The following is a 15,533-nucleotide window of genomic DNA, read 5'->3' as shown; positions in this document are numbered from 1 at the left end:
AGTTTACTTGAGTTCTATGCCAATCACCTCCTTTTTTTAAACTAACACTAACAAATAGCCTTCATACAAATAAGTCAACATTTCTATAAAATGCACTTACCAATACAAAATTCCGGATTTACTCCTATAAAAAAGACTTCATTATTATTTCCTTCTGATGCCAATCTTAAAATAGGAAGATCTACATCTACAATTTTCAATAAGTTCATATCATAATCATAAACAAAAAGAGTATTAGGTGCTTTTGAGAACTTCCTTATCTCTTCTTTTTTCTTTGGGTATTTTTTTACATTCAAAGAATCTTGTTCAACAGTTACAATATAATCCTTTGTTAAGGTAATTGTAGAAGGAGTATATTTCGCTGGTTTAGCAGCCCTCAATCGGTTACGAGATATCTTGCAATTTACTTTACAGAATGTCTTCTCCCATTTTTGTTTAATTATCCCATTATCATACTCGTATAAAGATAGGTAAGACATCTCTCTCAATGTATACAACAAACTATGATTGTATAAATTATAAAAAAGTGCTCCATCAAGAACGCTCCCTTTATCTATTGCATCAGATATTTCAATTGGATAATGTCCCATAAAAGTTTTCTCCCCATTTTCGAAGAACACAAAAGGCTTACTACTATTTTCACCCAGCATTAAATAAGAATCTTTATTCATTAATAGTAAGTTATAATAACCAGAGTTTTCATCTATATAAACTATATTGAATGGGGTATTATTCCCATTTAAAACACTATCTAAATGAAAATACAATACCTTAGTACTATTAAGGTCATATATTAGCAATTCACGATCATTCCCTTTTGTTATTCGGGGAGTAATCATTTCTTCCATTTCTCCTTTAAAGTTGCCAAATGATGTTTTTTCTTTTCCTGTCGTTTTATCAAAAACATGAATAAATCCATCTTTTCTTGAATGCTCTTTCCAAATCAATTCATCTTCATAAGCAAGAAGAGAGCCAGGCATATCAACGAACAAACTATCAACCAAAATTAGAGGAGAGGCATTGACTCGTTCTATTTCTTTTGATTTTTCTTTCTTACAAGATATAAAAGTGACAAGGATAGAAGATAAAATAATAAATTTATTCATTATATTTTTATTAAAAAAACTATATAGCACACTTACCTAAACATAATTCTGGATCCGCTCCAATAAAAAACACATCATTATTTAAATCGTCTGAAGCTACAGATAAAACAGGTAAACCCAAATTTACAATTTTCAATAAGTTCATATCATAATCATAAACAAAAAGAGTTTGTGGAGCCCTTGAGAAATCTCTTCCTTTTGTCTTCTTAGGAGGAAGAGGAGTCGCATTCTCTTTATCACGTTCTATAGTGACAATATAATCTTTTGTTAAGCATAAAGCTGTAGGAGCATACTTAGGGGTTTTGGTTATTTTCATTTTGTTATTGGTGATTGTATATTCTACTTCCGACAAATGCTTTTCCCATTTTTGGTTAAACATTCCGTTCGCATATTCATATAAAGCCAGATAAGACATACCACCGACACTATATAACAAATACTGCTTATGAGAATTATATGATACAACTCCTTGAAAAATTGACATTCTATTACTTATCTCATCAGAATGTTTAATAGGATAATGTCCAAAATATGATTTATTGTTATTATTTAAAAACAAAAAAGGTTTATTATCTTCAGTCCCAAATAACACATAAGAAGTGCTATCCACCTGAATTAATCTCAGTTTTTGTTGCATTTCCTCCCATTTCTCAACATTAAAAAGCATTTTATTACCGTTTAACAAACTATCTAATGAATAGAATAAAACCTTATATGAATTAAGATCATAAACTATAATACTATTATTCACCCCTTTAGCAAGCTGAGGTGTAAATACTTCTTCAGGTCCTTCTCCAATACGCCCAAATGAAGTTATTTCATCTCCTGTTTGTTTGTCAAATATGGAAACAAAACCTTCTAAAGAAGAATGATTGAGCCATGCAATCTCTTTTTCATAAACTAAAAGTGTTCCCGGTAAATTAGACAATAATTCATTTGTCAAGAAGATGGGATTTACAGAGATACGCTCTACACTCTTACTACTCTCTTTTTTATTGTTAACGTTACAGGAGCAAAAAAACAAAAAACAAAAAATCACATAAAAGAATATTCTCATTTTATTACATATTAACATGTTAAAATAACAACAATTACATACCCTTCTACATATATGTAGAAGGGACTTTTAATCGACACTAACCTTTCAAGTTAATGTTTTTCGTTGGCACCAGTACAAAGGTCACATGAACAATCATCCGATGATTCATAAATATACCTCACATTCCCAACTACACAATCACTGCTACAAATAGTAGCATAGCAACCAGAAGGCGCATTTCCTTCTTTGTCATCAGCAAGAGCCTCAATATTATTTAGCATCAAATCTGACAATAAAGAATCCTTCACCTGTGAAGTATAAACATTATATCCAGCGAAAAGAGCAAACATTGCCACTATAGCAACTTTCAAAATATTCTTTTTCATTTTAAATTCTTTTTATTTAATTAATAGTATATTCCCGTATCTATCATTTCAACGGCTAAGCAATATTTGCCTAAAATCATTTAATATTCTACCTTTGCCTATCACCTCCTTTCTTTTTGGTGAGTAGGAGCGAATTAGTAACCTTCCTACAAGCAAGCCATTCGCTCCTTTTTTTAGTTTTCAATTTATCTTTTTCATTACTCGTTCCCATCGGGTTCTATTTGCACTATCCTTTGACTTCCAGATCAGAGAAGCTTTTCCCACAATAAATTCCTCTGGCAATGCTCCCCAATAACGAGAATCTTTTGAATTTTCCACCTTATCGCCCGCTACAAAGTAATAGTTGCTCTGAAAAGTATAATGAGTTATTTCATTCTCTCCTAAAACCGCTTTGTCTTTTCTCCATCGCAATCTCTTTTTCTGCTCCCATTCAATTAGCGGTCGATATATAACCACATTATTTCTATCCATTACAATTTGCTTACCTTTTTCGGGTAAATAGAAAGGTCCAAAATTACGAATACTCCACCCAATCTTCCTGTCCCGGGGATAGCCATAAATAACAATACCGGATGAGGCAGCTACGGAATCATCCTCTAAAATAGTAGCCAATTTATCCTGAGATAAAACATTCCCAAACTCCTCTTCAAATCCTTTTACCCGATAATGTGCATTTACTATTTCTACAGAATCACCAGGCAATCCGATACAACGTTTTATATAATAGTTCATCAGGTTAAAACTTATACTATCCTTTTTTTGTGAAAAAGGAAAATTAAAGACCAACACATCATTACGTTTAACTTCACTTAATCCCGGCATTCGATATATGTTGAACTCTTCCTTATTAAAAGCGGCTGATATATTAAATAGTCGGGCACCCATTATTAGTTTATTCACTAAAACATAGTCACCAGAGATTAATTCCGGTTCCATGGAGTCCGAAGGAATCTTGAAAGAAGCAAAACAGAAAACATTCAATAGTAAGAATAGAATTAAAAGAAGGACTGCTACGAAAGCTCCATTGATTATTCTATTTATAATTTTGGATATTTTTGTCTTCTGTTTCATCTTACCTTCATTTACCACCATACTTGCTTTCCATTCTCATAAGTAAAAATGCGTTCTTCTTTTCCTTTGGTCCGATTATGTAAAATATAAAATGTATTTTGAGGAACCTGCTCAAAAGTAATTGTTAAATCGGTTGCAACTTTTTTACCCATGCTGTGCCACTTTCCTTGATTCCAATAACACAACTCATAGGTATCGCCTATTAATATAAAGTTTGTATCACTCCGAGGCCAGTAACGAACGCGAGTTATATAGTGCTCATTTCCTTTTCCTAAGTCTAAACCTACATACCCCAGTTCTTCTCTTTTCTTTGAAAAATAGGTATCCGGGTCACCATCCATGGCATGTGTATAAGGATGAAGCTGTTCCTCTGAAACAGCAGGTGCACCAATAATAGTTCCTGTCAACTTTGTTTCAGGTTCATCCGGAGAGCGCTTTCCATAGAATTCCACTTCAGCTAAATTACCGTTACGATAACTTACAATCTTCCAACGCACATACCTGAATTTCTCCGTTGCTTTAAGATTTGTATCTGACACATCTATCGGTGTTATACCTAAATCAAAAAGAAGGGTAGGGTTCTTAAAACCCGGTTCATGAGAAGCTTCTACTTTTGATCGCCGTATACCGGCAGCAAAAAGCTCCATACGGGGAAAACGAGGATATTTCCGTTGTAAAATCATATCACTTTTATTCGTATGGTCTGTAGTAAGCAAATGGATATGACCATCTTTTTCCAATATAAAAGGATCCGTTGCCGGAATAATATCTCCCTGATCATAATATCCCGCCATATAACAGACATCTCCCATCATATTTGGAAAGGTCATTTTATTACCTGAGATTTTCCCGTAATAAATCGGTTTCCATTGCGTATTATCAAATACACAAATTACGCCATATCTCTTCTTCTTTTCTCCTTGATATTTGTAGGTACATTCCACTTCTACATTGTATGTTTTTCCATACTGGTGGGTTACATCCATTTCATCCGGACAAAGAAGTGTCGCGGGAACTTCGTCCAAAGCAGGTATATCTTCAGGCAAATAATGATTAGCAAACATTTTCCGAAAGATTTTAGCCGGTTTATACAACAATTCCGCACGTTTACTCTGAAAAGCATCAAACGGATAGATATTACCATCCTTTAATAAAAGCACATTCCATTCATGTCCTTGACTTCTATTTCCCCAGCTTTTCACAAAATCAATACCTACCGGCAATCCGCAAGCTCGCATCACAGAGGCACAATACACCGTCTGATGTCGGCAAGCTCCTCTTTTGCCTAATTCCATTTTACTAACAGGAATAGAGATCGGGTAATCCCATAGTTGATTACTTACCCTGATCTTTCTCTCTTTATGAAATTCCCGATGGAAAGCATCTAACAGTCCGATTGTATCTGTATCTGCCACCGTATCTATTAAGTGTTTAAACTCTGTATAATAACGTTTTCTATAGTCTTCCGGATACTCATTTCCTGCACGATACGGAAGAACAAACTCACAAAATGTCTCAAAACTATTATCCAGAAAAGGAAAACGGGATTGTTTTGCATTAAATGCTGTTTCTATATTTTCAACTAAGAAATCGGATGGCAATGTACGGCAATCCAAATTCAGTTCTAACGATTGAGGAGTAAGTTTACCAAAACGATTTTCAATTGAATCCCAGGTTGAAGTGATAACAGGAGGATCACCAGTAATAATATCATTTCGATGCAATGAATCATACAAATGAAATAACACATCGTATCTATCCATTAGCCTTCCCGTATAATAATATTTATTCACCATATTTTCAATAAGAAAACGGGTAGCTTTTCTCTTTTCTGCATTATCCTTATAGTGATTTAATACGTTTTCCAATTCCAATCGGTTCTCCCCTGCATATTGTAGAGTTTGATCTACCCAAAGCCCTGATGAGCACGAAAGAACAAAGATGACAACACACACAAGTAAACTAAACTTCATATACATACTGCTGCAATTTATTTAGCCACACCTTTCACTTTCAATTCTACAGGAGAATCCTCAGCATTAGTATAGACTTTTATTGATTTATTAAAGTTTTCCACATGATCTGCTTTATAGCTTACTTTCAATTCAATGTCCTCTCCCACTTTTACCGGTTTTTTATCATAACTAACTTTTACACATCCACACGAGGCGGCTACATCATTGATTACTAACAGATTTTTACCCACATTCTTTAAATGAAAGGTTACTTCTTGTGAAGTCATCCAATCAAATTCTCCTAAATCAATAACAGTTTGATCTACTTTAACTGATGTCTTAAGAGTAGCTTTCATATCTTTTCCCAAAATAATTTTTAGATATAAGTCTTTTATTTTAGGATTTTGCATTGGATCTCCTATAGCAACCACTCTATTTTGCTCATTCAATAAGAATGTATGAAACAGCCTGCTTTCTGGTAGCTTATTTAATTTGTTAAAACTATCTGTCTCATCAATCCATACAGGGTAATCAAAACGATCACGCCTAATCAAGTATATCATCTCTCTTTTATCTTTAGCATGAAATATAAATTGGAAAAAGATGGTGTGAGATGAAAGAGAATCAAATTCTGCTATTACATCTTTCCAACGATGAAGTTGCAACTTGCAAGAAGTACAGCCTACTGAATCTAAATAAGATACAATAGTATATTTTCTTTGGGGAGCGAGATAAGTAGTATCTTTTCCTAATATAGAATAGTTAATGCTAGAAGGAAAGCTAACTTCTTTATTCTCCCACTCTTTCACCAATCTGGTTATTTTTGCTTTATCTGATTCTTTGCAAGCAGCAAGAAACAATAATAAGAACAAAAGATAATGTATGTTTTTCATTATGACTTAAATATAGTTTGTTAATCGAATTTCATTTATCGCAAAGATAGTAGGACAACACAATACAAGACAAATAAAGTACGTCACATCTGTGTCACATTTTCAATTAATACTGGAAATCAACTAATTACAAACAGACATATTCATCAAATAGCTTATCAAGAAAATTACAAAATGAACAATAACACATAAACATGAACAATTTTACATGGACAAAAAGCCCAATATTATCTCATCACTGAAACAACATTGGGCAAACCCTAATTACCAATTAATAGTAAGTGAATAAGGAGTACGGATTGTATAGACTTTTATTTCACCATCAGGACAATCTAAAGAACCTGTGCCTGAACAATCATAACCATCCTCCCACAATTCTGAACTGTCTGCCAATGCTTCAACATTGCATAAGGCCACATCTAAAACTTGTTTGTCGTTTTTAACAACCTTTACCATGATGACCAAAATGAGCAAAACCGCTACCGTCATCATTTTTTTTAATTTACTTTTCATGTTCTTGTTATATTATTTAGTACATTTGCGAAAGTATCTTTTATATCTTAAAATCACAAATAAAGTGCGTCACATCTGCGTCACATTTTGAAACAAGCTGATTATCAATACACATGAAAAAAACATTTTCTCATATAAAGGCAACTACAGTTATATTAATTATACTGTTTGCAAGCATAATACTTCTACTTCATTTCCAACACAAAGAGGTTGTCGCAAATATTTTTAGTAAAACACCACAGATTCTCAAAGAATCTGTTAAACAATATGCGTCATCTACAACTAAAGACCAACTACGAATTATCAGATACGACTATCAACCTAAAAAGCACAAGATTGGAGAGTATGTTACCAAGAGATACCAAACAGCTGATACTTTAATTATCTATCAGGCTAAAGTAGTAGATTATGAAACTCATATATTTAATAGTAACCAAACCGATTTATCTGCCAAAAACGAACTCCATCCTCAACCCATTCAGCACCTATTCGATAGCCTGCTAAAAGAGAATAACATTTATCATACGCAGACAGCCATTGAAGTTACTCACTCTGTACTTTCAAAATTTCATGAATGGAGTAGAGATACCACCTCTATGTCTATCGACCAACAAATATCATTTACCAATCAAGGCAATTTCGAGGATATTCATTATTATGCTTACATCGATTACTCCTTTCTTACTTTCTGGAAGATTATGCCTAAAGGTGTATTATCTATTCTAATTGCAATAAGTATTATTATCATCATTGCTATAGGAGTTTTTCATCTACAAAACCACACAAAAGCGGATCCTCTCCCTCTTCTTGTGGAAAGTCAACACCATTCAAAAGACTTTTGGGTAGATACACTCAACAAAAAATTAATCTATAAAGAAGGAGAAAAGAAAAAAGGAAAAAAGCTAACCTCTCAGATAGAAAAATTATCCAAGTTATTTTTGGAATCAGAGAATAACCGTGTCAACAAAAACACACTAAAAAAAAAGCTATGGCCTAACCATATAGATGCCACCACTAACATGACTACTGCCATAAAAAGGTTTAAAGATTTTCTGTATCAGATTAAATGTGGTTATACTGTTATTTCCGATCCGGAAAACGAGGACTATTATCTATTTACACTTTCTGATCCTTCTCCCGAGACCGACGATCAGAACGAAAACGAAACAATAGGTTGATCATTATTTACATCTGTTGCTAAAATTATTCCGGCTTCTTCATCTATGGAAATTCCATTGATATAACAGTCTAATATGTATTTCCGCAAAGGATTTCCCTGAAAATCAAACACATAAATAAATTGCCCTCCATCCGGAAGTTGCTTCTTACTTTGGGCTATATCTTTAAAACTGCGCCCATGAAAAACTGCATAAATACAGCTATCTCCCACTTGTACATCACTAAACCCCATAATACCGATAGGAGCAGCATTACCACCTTTCATTTTTCTGAATTGAGGTTCGCCGTGAGGTCCCATAACAGCCATATATGTAGTATCTTTCAAATTATAGATTTCAAGTACTTCACCCAATTGGGTAACCGCAGCAAGTATTCCGTTTCGGGGGTTATAATCAATAAAGCTGCGCCAGGCTTGTGAAACAGCAATAGGTGTATTCTCTAAAGCCGATTTATCGTCGGTAGGAATTTCTCCTGTTTTCTGAACTATTTCCTCTTGTAGATTCACCCAACACAACCGATTTTCGCCTGAATAATCGGGAATAATAAAGATTGAATCATTATAGACTGTAAAATCCAGCGGGCGAAGCAACCCTTCATTTAAAGGAAAGGCGTTTTCGAGTAATAAAGAATCTCTATTTTGTGAGAAATTCCAGGTGGTCAACTCTCTTTTATTAGCATCCAATGTGAGTACTCTTTTTGAAAACACACGCATATTTTCTGCCGAAATCAGCTCACCGGGTGCATTTCCACGCTTCCCAAATGAATTTAAATAAACAAAGTCGGGATAAGTGAATAGGTGATAGTAATAATCAAGATTGTGCAAATCAAGCACTAAAGCCCTATCCTTCTCAACACATATCCGAAAAGGATAACGAAATAAGGCTGTATCAATATCAATGATGGTTCCTGTAAGTTCTACGGTTTCGGGAAAATCTGTATACGCTTGTTTCTTCTTCCCCGGATTGGAGAAACAACCGGATAATAATAAAACCAATATCAAAAAGGGATATGTTTTCATTGTGATATATATGATTAATCTATAAAGCCGATAAATATAGAGAGAGCTATTATTTCTTGCAAATTTTTCACGTCACATTTACGTCACATTTTGTATTGCTGTATAATAGAGACTAATATCGCATTTATTGACCAGTTTGTAATATCAGCGAATAAACAGAAATCTATACTTTTGTTTTAAACTAATATATCAATTACTATGAAGAGAATTACACCTTCGGTACTTATTCTTATATACATCATCATTTTATGTGCTTGTAATAATGAAAATAAAGATTTAGAAAATGCTCTTATCCTAGCAGGGGATAACAGACCTGAATTAGAAAAGGTCTTGTCTCATTACAGTCAAAATCCAGCAGACAGTTTAAAGTATAAAGCTGCCTGCTTCCTTATTGAGAATATGCCAGGACATTATTCATGGAAAGATACCCTCCGCATAAACAGGCATTACAAAAAACTTGACTCCATTGCCGCGATCTATAAACATCAGGAAATAAAGGTAAAAGACAGTCTTTACAGATTAGTACAATCCGAAGCTACATTCAATAAAGAGTTTGTGCGGGATATCCATATCCTTACAGCCAATTATCTGATTGCCAACATTGAGCAATCTTTTGATGTATGGCAAAACGGAGAATGGGCACAACATGTTGAATTTGATGATTTCTGTGAATATATTCTTCCTTATAAGAGCAGCGAAATACAGGTATTAGATAACTGGCGCGAATATCTGCATGATTACTGCAACAGCAGTATTCAAGATCTTCGTTACTGCCCTCTTTATAAAAACACAGCTTATCATGCGTGCGAGAAAGTAAACCGGGCATTAAAAGATAGTCTTAAAAAGCGTATTTTTTTAGATGATTTATTTTCTGTACGGAAAATGAATACACTGACTCAAATACCTTTAGGAAACTGCGAGGATTATAATACTCTCGCAATGTCTGTGATGCGCGCCAAAGGTATTCCTGTGGTTATAGATCATACCCCACAATGGCCATCTCGCTCGTTAGGGCATAGTTGGAATGTATTGCTTGAAACTTCAGGGAAAAAGATGCTTTTCGAAGGACTCGGTGATAAACCAGGAAGTCCTAATAAAGAAGAACGCCCCATGGCTAAAACATTCCGAAAAACGTATGCCATCAATAAAGAAATACTAGACCTGCATAGAGAAGAGAAACATGTACCATCTACCTTTCATGAGTTATGTATGAAAGATGTTACCGAAGAATACCTCAAGCCTTACAACATATCTGTAACTATTGAAGCTAAACATTCTCATAAATATGCTTATCTAGCTGTTTTCGATAATGAAAAATGGGTTCCCATACACTATGGCAGAATAACAAAGAAAAATAAAGTCACCTTTGATAGAATGGGAAAAAGAGTGGTTTATTTGCCTGTATTCTACGAATCAGATGGCATTCAAGCTTTCGCCGATCCTATTTTATTATCCATTTCCGGAAAACAGATCAGCCTGAAAGCAGACACTCTCAATAAACAAACACTGACTTTAAACCGCAAATACCCTCCTCATGAAATTATATATAAAGTAGCCGGCAGAGTAAAAGGGGGAAAATTTCAAATAGCCACCGATTCTCTTTTCAAAGATTCAGTAACACTACATACCATTACCGAATTAGGTCTCTATGGAAGAGAAGTAAATCTAAGTCAACAAAAAGATAGTGCCCGCTATTGGCGATATTACGGACCAGCTAAAGCACATTGTAACATAGCCGAGTTGTTTTTTTACGAAAAGGACTCTATCAATCCTACTATGGGTAGAATTATAGGTACAGAGGGGGCAAACCGTAAGGATCTTAGATACAGCAAAACTGGAGTTTTCGACAGAGATGCATTAACTTACTTTGATGCCCCTCAAAATAGCAATTGTTGGGTGGGACTTGATTTTGGAAAATCAATAAAAATAGACCGAATCGCTTATTTCCCTCGCAACGATGGTAATTTCATTGAGCCCGGAGATGAATATGAGTTGTTTTATTGGAGAAATAATCAGTGGCAATCATTGGGCAAAAAAAACGCTGATTACATTACAATAACCTATGAAAATTGTCCCACAAATGCTCTATTCCTTTTACATAATCACACTAAAGGGAAAGAAGAACGCATTTTTACTTATGAAAATGGGGAGCAAGTGTGGTGGTAAAAAAGGGAAATACCAGATTGAAGTCTTCATTCACTCGTAGTATCTACTATTTTATATATATCAACATTGATTAAACATGAATCCCCTAACGGGGATTCATTGATAATGAAGATGGCGCCAAATAACATAAACCAATTACAAATACCTATCTAAAAAAAGACATAATTCTTATTCTTTTTTGAGTTATAAAAACACACTCACTCAAACCCAAACACCACCAGCACCGAATTAGCATCTTCCGTAAGCCCCTCCAACACCTTACTTTTCTCTCCATCCTCTTCCAACGCTTTTTCCAGAAAAGCAGAGGTAGGCGAACATAAAGAAACAAAATAGTTCTCATCAGCAGCTACTATTTTATTTAAATACCCAACATCACGCTGTGAAAACGAAAGTGTACTAATATTACAAACTTTGCCAGTATGCTTATTGATTATAGTTTGTATTTTAGGTATCATTTCAAATGTAATTAAGATATAATCTCTGTTTTCATAACAGGCAGAAACATCCCTGAGATATTCATAATCTTCTATAAAAGCATTCTTATTTTCTGCCCATTTATCTAACCTGCTGGCAGAAGGAACCTTTTTAGATGTAAAGACAATATCTTTGCCGCCCTCACTCCCTTCAAGAAACTTTATCTGATTCGAAAAACGCTTATAGTGATATAAGCCTCCATTCGTTGAACGGAATAAATAGTGGTTGGATGCACGCGAAATTCCATCCCAAAGAGGATGTTCGTTTTCTTCCAACACAGACAGTTCTCTGTCACTTAAAGCGTAGCGGGCTAATTTTATAGCAAACCTGCCTTCGCGCACTACATCACTCATATAAATATGGCCCGACTCCGTGAGCGCAAAGTCCATACAATATTCTCCTGTTTTAATAAACGTTTCTCCTTTGGTTATATTATCAAACGGAAATTTTAGTAGTGTTTGATTTGTATGATTATATACATACAAATTTCCATCTTTATCTACATCTATATCCATAGGATAATCATATTCTCCGGGACCATTCCCTACCTGATGAATGGTATGAATCCGTTTTCCATTCTCATTGAATACATAAATAGCGCTACCTCCTTTATCAAAAACATAAAACTTATGGTGTTTATAAATCACCTTATCAATAGCACTAATCAAACAATTTTCATTTGTCTCTAATGGTATATATTTAATTACTCTTATAGGAAGGAGAGAATCTGATAACAAATCAAAGTTTACTTCAAAATAATCTTCATTTTGAATTTGCTTGTTAGAAAAACTACAGGAAGATAATGCAAAAACAAGGAGTATACACAAGAAAACTCTACTCATGACAGTTCTATTTATTATAAAAGCTCAATATTAAGCAAATAGTGCCGCAATAGCAACTTTTAAAGTATACTTTTTACCTGCAATTTCATGTTATATATAAGGTACGCGTACCTTATATATAACACAAACACAACACCCACTTAAATATACACTTTCACAACACAAAGGTATACACCTTTAGGTTGCAAAGGTGTACACTTAAACACGCCATAAGTATATACCTTTAGGATCTTTAGGTATATACCTTTGGCATGCTTAAGTATATACCTACAAAACCATCAAGTGTACAGCTACATCACAATCAACTATACACCTTTAAACCAACAAGTTATATACTTTACAAAAAGCGCAACCAAACACTTAAAAACAGAATAAAAACCAAAAGAAAGTAATCAAATCACCAATAAACAATACACAACCGCCTATAAAACAACAGCTTAATATACACATTAAAACAAATAAAAATCACAAACGACAAAACATGACGCATTTAATAAACGTTAATTCAAAACCAAAACATTGCACAATCGAAAATAACCTATTATATTTGCAACAGATATCCAAACAAACTATTTTACTAACTAAAAATTAAAAGTTTATGTATTACAAAGAAACACAAGATTCAAGACCCGACAAAGATGGGAACTTTTTATGGAGACCGGGCGTTGTAAGAACCGGGAAAGTAGTTGGCATAAAAACATTGAGCAAACTAATCTCAAATGCCACAACACTAACACAAGCGGATATTTCCGCGGCGTTATACAGTTTACCTTTATTCATGAACATGAATTTAAAGGAAGGACACACTGTTCGCCTTGAAGGATTAGGTACATTTTGCGTGTACGGACGAAGCAAAGGAAAAGGGGTAGTTGAAAAGAAAGACGTGAAACCTTCACAATTTGGAAGTCTTATCGTTAAATTCACACCCGAATATAATGTAAAATTAGGCGGAGTCAGAACACGTGCATTACTTGAGGACATTGAGTTTACCCACATTAGTCGTTTGGCGAAAGGTTACGTTGGTGATGCCGACGAAGACAATACCGGAGGCAATAACGACAGTGGTAACGGCAGCGGTGGAGGAGGAGACGAATTTATAGATCCGTCGGCATAACAAGAAAAGAAAGGCTCATGAGGATATCCATGAGCCTTTTTTATTAAACAAAATCAAAGCATCAAACGTTAACTATTCTGTTAAAGAAAACTTTTTCAAGAAACAAAGTTTGTAATAGTTCCATTAATCATTTAACTTGCAAACCTGTCCTCATATTAACCATTCATATTAGGAGATATGACAAAGATAAAAACCTTAACTACAGCTATTTTCCTTTGGGGGATAACATCATCAGTATCGGCCACTTCGTGGTTCAAAAATAATTCTTCGGATTATACAAACAGGCGGTTATCTGTTCCGGATTCCGCTCAAATAGACTCTTTCCGGCAATATAATTTACTGATGCATGATCCGAAGTCTCATCTATTAAAACGTCCGGTATTTATCAATATGAAATATTCCGGAGGTAAAGCCCTTGTGGAAGAAGATAAGTTAAAAACCGGTTACGTGCAATATAGTGAAATGCGCGTAGGAGTAACCTCGTTAGGAAACAGATGGAAAGATATTGTATACGGCATGCCGTATTATGGTATCGGTATCGGTTTTTATGATTTTAACAGCAAACAGACAGGACATCCCATTTCTGCTTATCTATTTCAGGGAGGAATATTAAAGGCTTTTTCATTTAGATCGATGGTAAAATATGAATGGAATTTCGGGGCATCTTTCAACTGGAAGAAATACAATGCAGCAACAAACCCCGACAATAAGTGCATTGGAGCTCCCGTAAATATCTATTTTGCGGCCAACCTCTACTACAACTACCTGCTAAGCAAAGATTGGGATTTGAATATAGGAGCCACTCTCAGTCATGTCTCCAACGGAGCCACCCGAATGCCTAATTCGGGGGTAAATACAGTAGCTGCCTTCGTTGGGTTAACTTATTATTTCGATCGGGAACGAATTGTGAACGAATTTAATCCGAATCTTCGTGCCCCTTCGTATGATAATAGTCGCCTAATCTCAGATATAACTTTCAACTCTACTGTTCGGCAAAGAAGGTTTGATACAGAAGAAACCGGGTTATCATCTCCATACATCAACAAGAACTTCTTTGTAGGAAATGTGAGCTATGCCCTACTACACATGCCCAACTATAAATATAGATATGGAGGAGGAATTGATATTGTATATGATGAAAGCGCCGATTACACTGCCAAAAAGATCGGAGAGAAGCCGGATGGCAGTGATATAGCCAAACTTTATAGTGGCAAATTCATGGATCGCTGGGCATTGGGACTCTCAGTCAGAGGAGACATTGTAATGCCCAAATACTCCGTAACCGGAATGGTAGGATATGAAGTAATTAAAGGCAAAAAGAACGACCACAGGCTTTACCAAGCTTTCAATGTGAAAGTTCCTTTTTGGGATAATCTATATGGTTCCTTCACCATACGTTCGCAAAAGTTCAGTAAGGCACAGTATATGTTCTTTGGGGTTGGGTATATGTTTGATCATAAGCCGTTTAAGCTGATTAAGAATTAGGAAGATACCCCCACTGTCCACAACTCTCACCCTCGTTGAGGGCAGGGCTGTTAAGTTCTATCAATTGCCGTCTGCTTTAGCTGACGGCTCAGAGCATTTCCTGACTTCATCACTTTTTTGCGCCATCACATAGCGCACAATGATTATCAGCACGTTAGCCTATAAAAGTGGGTGACTTTGGGTGACGCAAGCGTAATTTATGTACCTTCGCATAATGTTTGTACGCAAGAAAAGGAACCGTTCAGGCACTATTAGTGTTGTCGTAGTGAATAAATCACATGGCCAGTTTAAG

13 protein-coding genes are annotated in these 15,533 nt (G+C 35.0%); 4 read left to right on the top strand and 9 right to left on the bottom strand.

The window, feature by feature from the left end:
• Positions 1-83: 83 nt before the first annotated feature.
• The 7 genes from D0T60_RS14855 to D0T60_RS14825 all read right to left on the bottom strand — a co-directional run bounded on the left by D0T60_RS14855 (position 84) and on the right by D0T60_RS14825 (position 6,963).
• A complete protein-coding gene (locus tag D0T60_RS14855) occupies positions 84-1,106 on the bottom strand; it encodes a hypothetical protein (protein WP_163218918.1) in 1,023 nt (340 codons plus the stop codon).
• 19 nt (positions 1,107-1,125) lie between these two features.
• Positions 1,126-2,163 (bottom strand): BF3164 family lipoprotein, encoded by a 1,038-nt coding sequence (locus tag D0T60_RS14850; protein ID WP_163218917.1) that lies wholly within the window; start codon positions 2,161-2,163, stop codon positions 1,126-1,128.
• Between the two features lie 92 nt (positions 2,164-2,255).
• Positions 2,256-2,531, bottom strand: a complete 276-nt coding sequence (locus D0T60_RS14845; RefSeq protein ID WP_163218916.1) for an NVEALA domain-containing protein — start codon at positions 2,529-2,531, stop codon at positions 2,256-2,258.
• A 180-nt stretch (positions 2,532-2,711) separates the two neighbouring features.
• Positions 2,712-3,602, bottom strand: coding sequence for a signal peptidase I (lepB, locus tag D0T60_RS14840; RefSeq protein ID WP_163218915.1), 891 nt, complete (start codon positions 3,600-3,602; stop codon positions 2,712-2,714).
• An 11-nt stretch (positions 3,603-3,613) separates the two neighbouring features.
• A complete protein-coding gene (locus D0T60_RS14835) occupies positions 3,614-5,575 on the bottom strand; it encodes a transglutaminase domain-containing protein (RefSeq protein WP_163218914.1) in 1,962 nt (653 codons plus the stop codon).
• A gap of 17 nt (positions 5,576-5,592) precedes the next feature.
• Complete coding sequence (locus D0T60_RS14830) at positions 5,593-6,450, bottom strand: DUF1573 domain-containing protein (RefSeq protein WP_163218913.1); 858 nt, start codon at positions 6,448-6,450, stop codon at positions 5,593-5,595.
• Between the two features lie 264 nt (positions 6,451-6,714).
• The gene (locus tag D0T60_RS14825; RefSeq protein WP_163218912.1) at positions 6,715-6,963 is read right to left on the bottom strand and encodes an NVEALA domain-containing protein; all 249 of its coding nucleotides are present in this window, start codon (positions 6,961-6,963) and stop codon (positions 6,715-6,717) included.
• 113 nt (positions 6,964-7,076) lie between these two features.
• On the opposite strand from D0T60_RS14825, the gene D0T60_RS14820 reads away from it, so the two are divergent.
• Complete coding sequence (locus D0T60_RS14820; protein WP_163218911.1) at positions 7,077-8,141, top strand: hypothetical protein; 1,065 nt, start codon at positions 7,077-7,079, stop codon at positions 8,139-8,141.
• Here D0T60_RS14820 and D0T60_RS14815 read toward each other — a convergent pair.
• Positions 8,114-9,160: a BF3164 family lipoprotein gene (locus tag D0T60_RS14815; RefSeq protein ID WP_163218910.1), complete on the bottom strand. Its 1,047-nt coding sequence runs from the start codon at positions 9,158-9,160 to the stop codon at positions 8,114-8,116. The two genes, D0T60_RS14820 and D0T60_RS14815, sit on opposite strands and share 28 nt — an antisense overlap.
• A gap of 198 nt (positions 9,161-9,358) precedes the next feature.
• On the opposite strand from D0T60_RS14815, the gene D0T60_RS14810 reads away from it, so the two are divergent.
• Entirely contained in the window at positions 9,359-11,326 is a 1,968-nt protein-coding gene (locus D0T60_RS14810) for a hypothetical protein (protein WP_163218909.1), read from the top strand.
• 197 nt (positions 11,327-11,523) lie between these two features.
• On the opposite strand, the gene D0T60_RS14805 is transcribed toward D0T60_RS14810, so the two are convergent.
• A complete protein-coding gene (locus D0T60_RS14805; RefSeq protein ID WP_163218908.1) occupies positions 11,524-12,642 on the bottom strand; it encodes a 6-bladed beta-propeller in 1,119 nt (372 codons plus the stop codon).
• A gap of 598 nt (positions 12,643-13,240) precedes the next feature.
• On the opposite strand from D0T60_RS14805, the gene D0T60_RS14800 reads away from it, so the two are divergent.
• Positions 13,241-13,756: an HU family DNA-binding protein gene (locus tag D0T60_RS14800; protein ID WP_163218907.1), complete on the top strand. Its 516-nt coding sequence runs from the start codon at positions 13,241-13,243 to the stop codon at positions 13,754-13,756.
• A gap of 177 nt (positions 13,757-13,933) precedes the next feature.
• Complete coding sequence (locus D0T60_RS14795) at positions 13,934-15,241, top strand: acyloxyacyl hydrolase (protein WP_163218906.1); 1,308 nt, start codon at positions 13,934-13,936, stop codon at positions 15,239-15,241.
• Positions 15,242-15,533 lie beyond the last annotated feature (292 nt).

This window comes from Bacteroides sp. 224 (assembly GCF_010500995.1).
GTDB lineage: Bacteria > Bacteroidota > Bacteroidia > Bacteroidales > Bacteroidaceae > Bacteroides.
Note: the sequence above shows the minus strand (reverse complement) of the source record. Positions and strands in the feature narration are given on the sequence as shown.

Excerpts from the sequence above, each read along its gene's own strand:
- D0T60_RS14800 (WP_163218907.1), top strand. The coding sequence starts at position 13,241 with ATGTATTACAAAGAAACACAAGATTCAAGACCCGACAAAGATGGGAAC.
- D0T60_RS14815 (WP_163218910.1), bottom strand. The coding sequence starts at position 9,160 with ATGAAAACATATCCCTTTTTGATATTGGTTTTATTATTATCCGGTTGT.
- D0T60_RS14835 (WP_163218914.1), bottom strand. The coding sequence starts at position 5,575 with ATGAAGTTTAGTTTACTTGTGTGTGTTGTCATCTTTGTTCTTTCGTGC.
- D0T60_RS14825 (WP_163218912.1), bottom strand. The coding sequence starts at position 6,963 with ATGAAAAGTAAATTAAAAAAAATGATGACGGTAGCGGTTTTGCTCATT.
- D0T60_RS14810 (WP_163218909.1), top strand. The coding sequence starts at position 9,359 with ATGAAGAGAATTACACCTTCGGTACTTATTCTTATATACATCATCATT.
- D0T60_RS14805 (WP_163218908.1), bottom strand. The coding sequence starts at position 12,642 with ATGAGTAGAGTTTTCTTGTGTATACTCCTTGTTTTTGCATTATCTTCC.
- D0T60_RS14830 (WP_163218913.1), bottom strand. The coding sequence starts at position 6,450 with ATGAAAAACATACATTATCTTTTGTTCTTATTATTGTTTCTTGCTGCT.
- D0T60_RS14795 (WP_163218906.1), top strand. The coding sequence starts at position 13,934 with ATGACAAAGATAAAAACCTTAACTACAGCTATTTTCCTTTGGGGGATA.
- D0T60_RS14850 (WP_163218917.1), bottom strand. The coding sequence starts at position 2,163 with ATGAGAATATTCTTTTATGTGATTTTTTGTTTTTTGTTTTTTTGCTCC.
- lepB (WP_163218915.1), bottom strand. The coding sequence starts at position 3,602 with ATGAAACAGAAGACAAAAATATCCAAAATTATAAATAGAATAATCAAT.
- D0T60_RS14855 (WP_163218918.1), bottom strand. The coding sequence starts at position 1,106 with ATGAATAAATTTATTATTTTATCTTCTATCCTTGTCACTTTTATATCT.
- D0T60_RS14820 (WP_163218911.1), top strand. The coding sequence starts at position 7,077 with ATGAAAAAAACATTTTCTCATATAAAGGCAACTACAGTTATATTAATT.
- D0T60_RS14845 (WP_163218916.1), bottom strand. The coding sequence starts at position 2,531 with ATGAAAAAGAATATTTTGAAAGTTGCTATAGTGGCAATGTTTGCTCTT.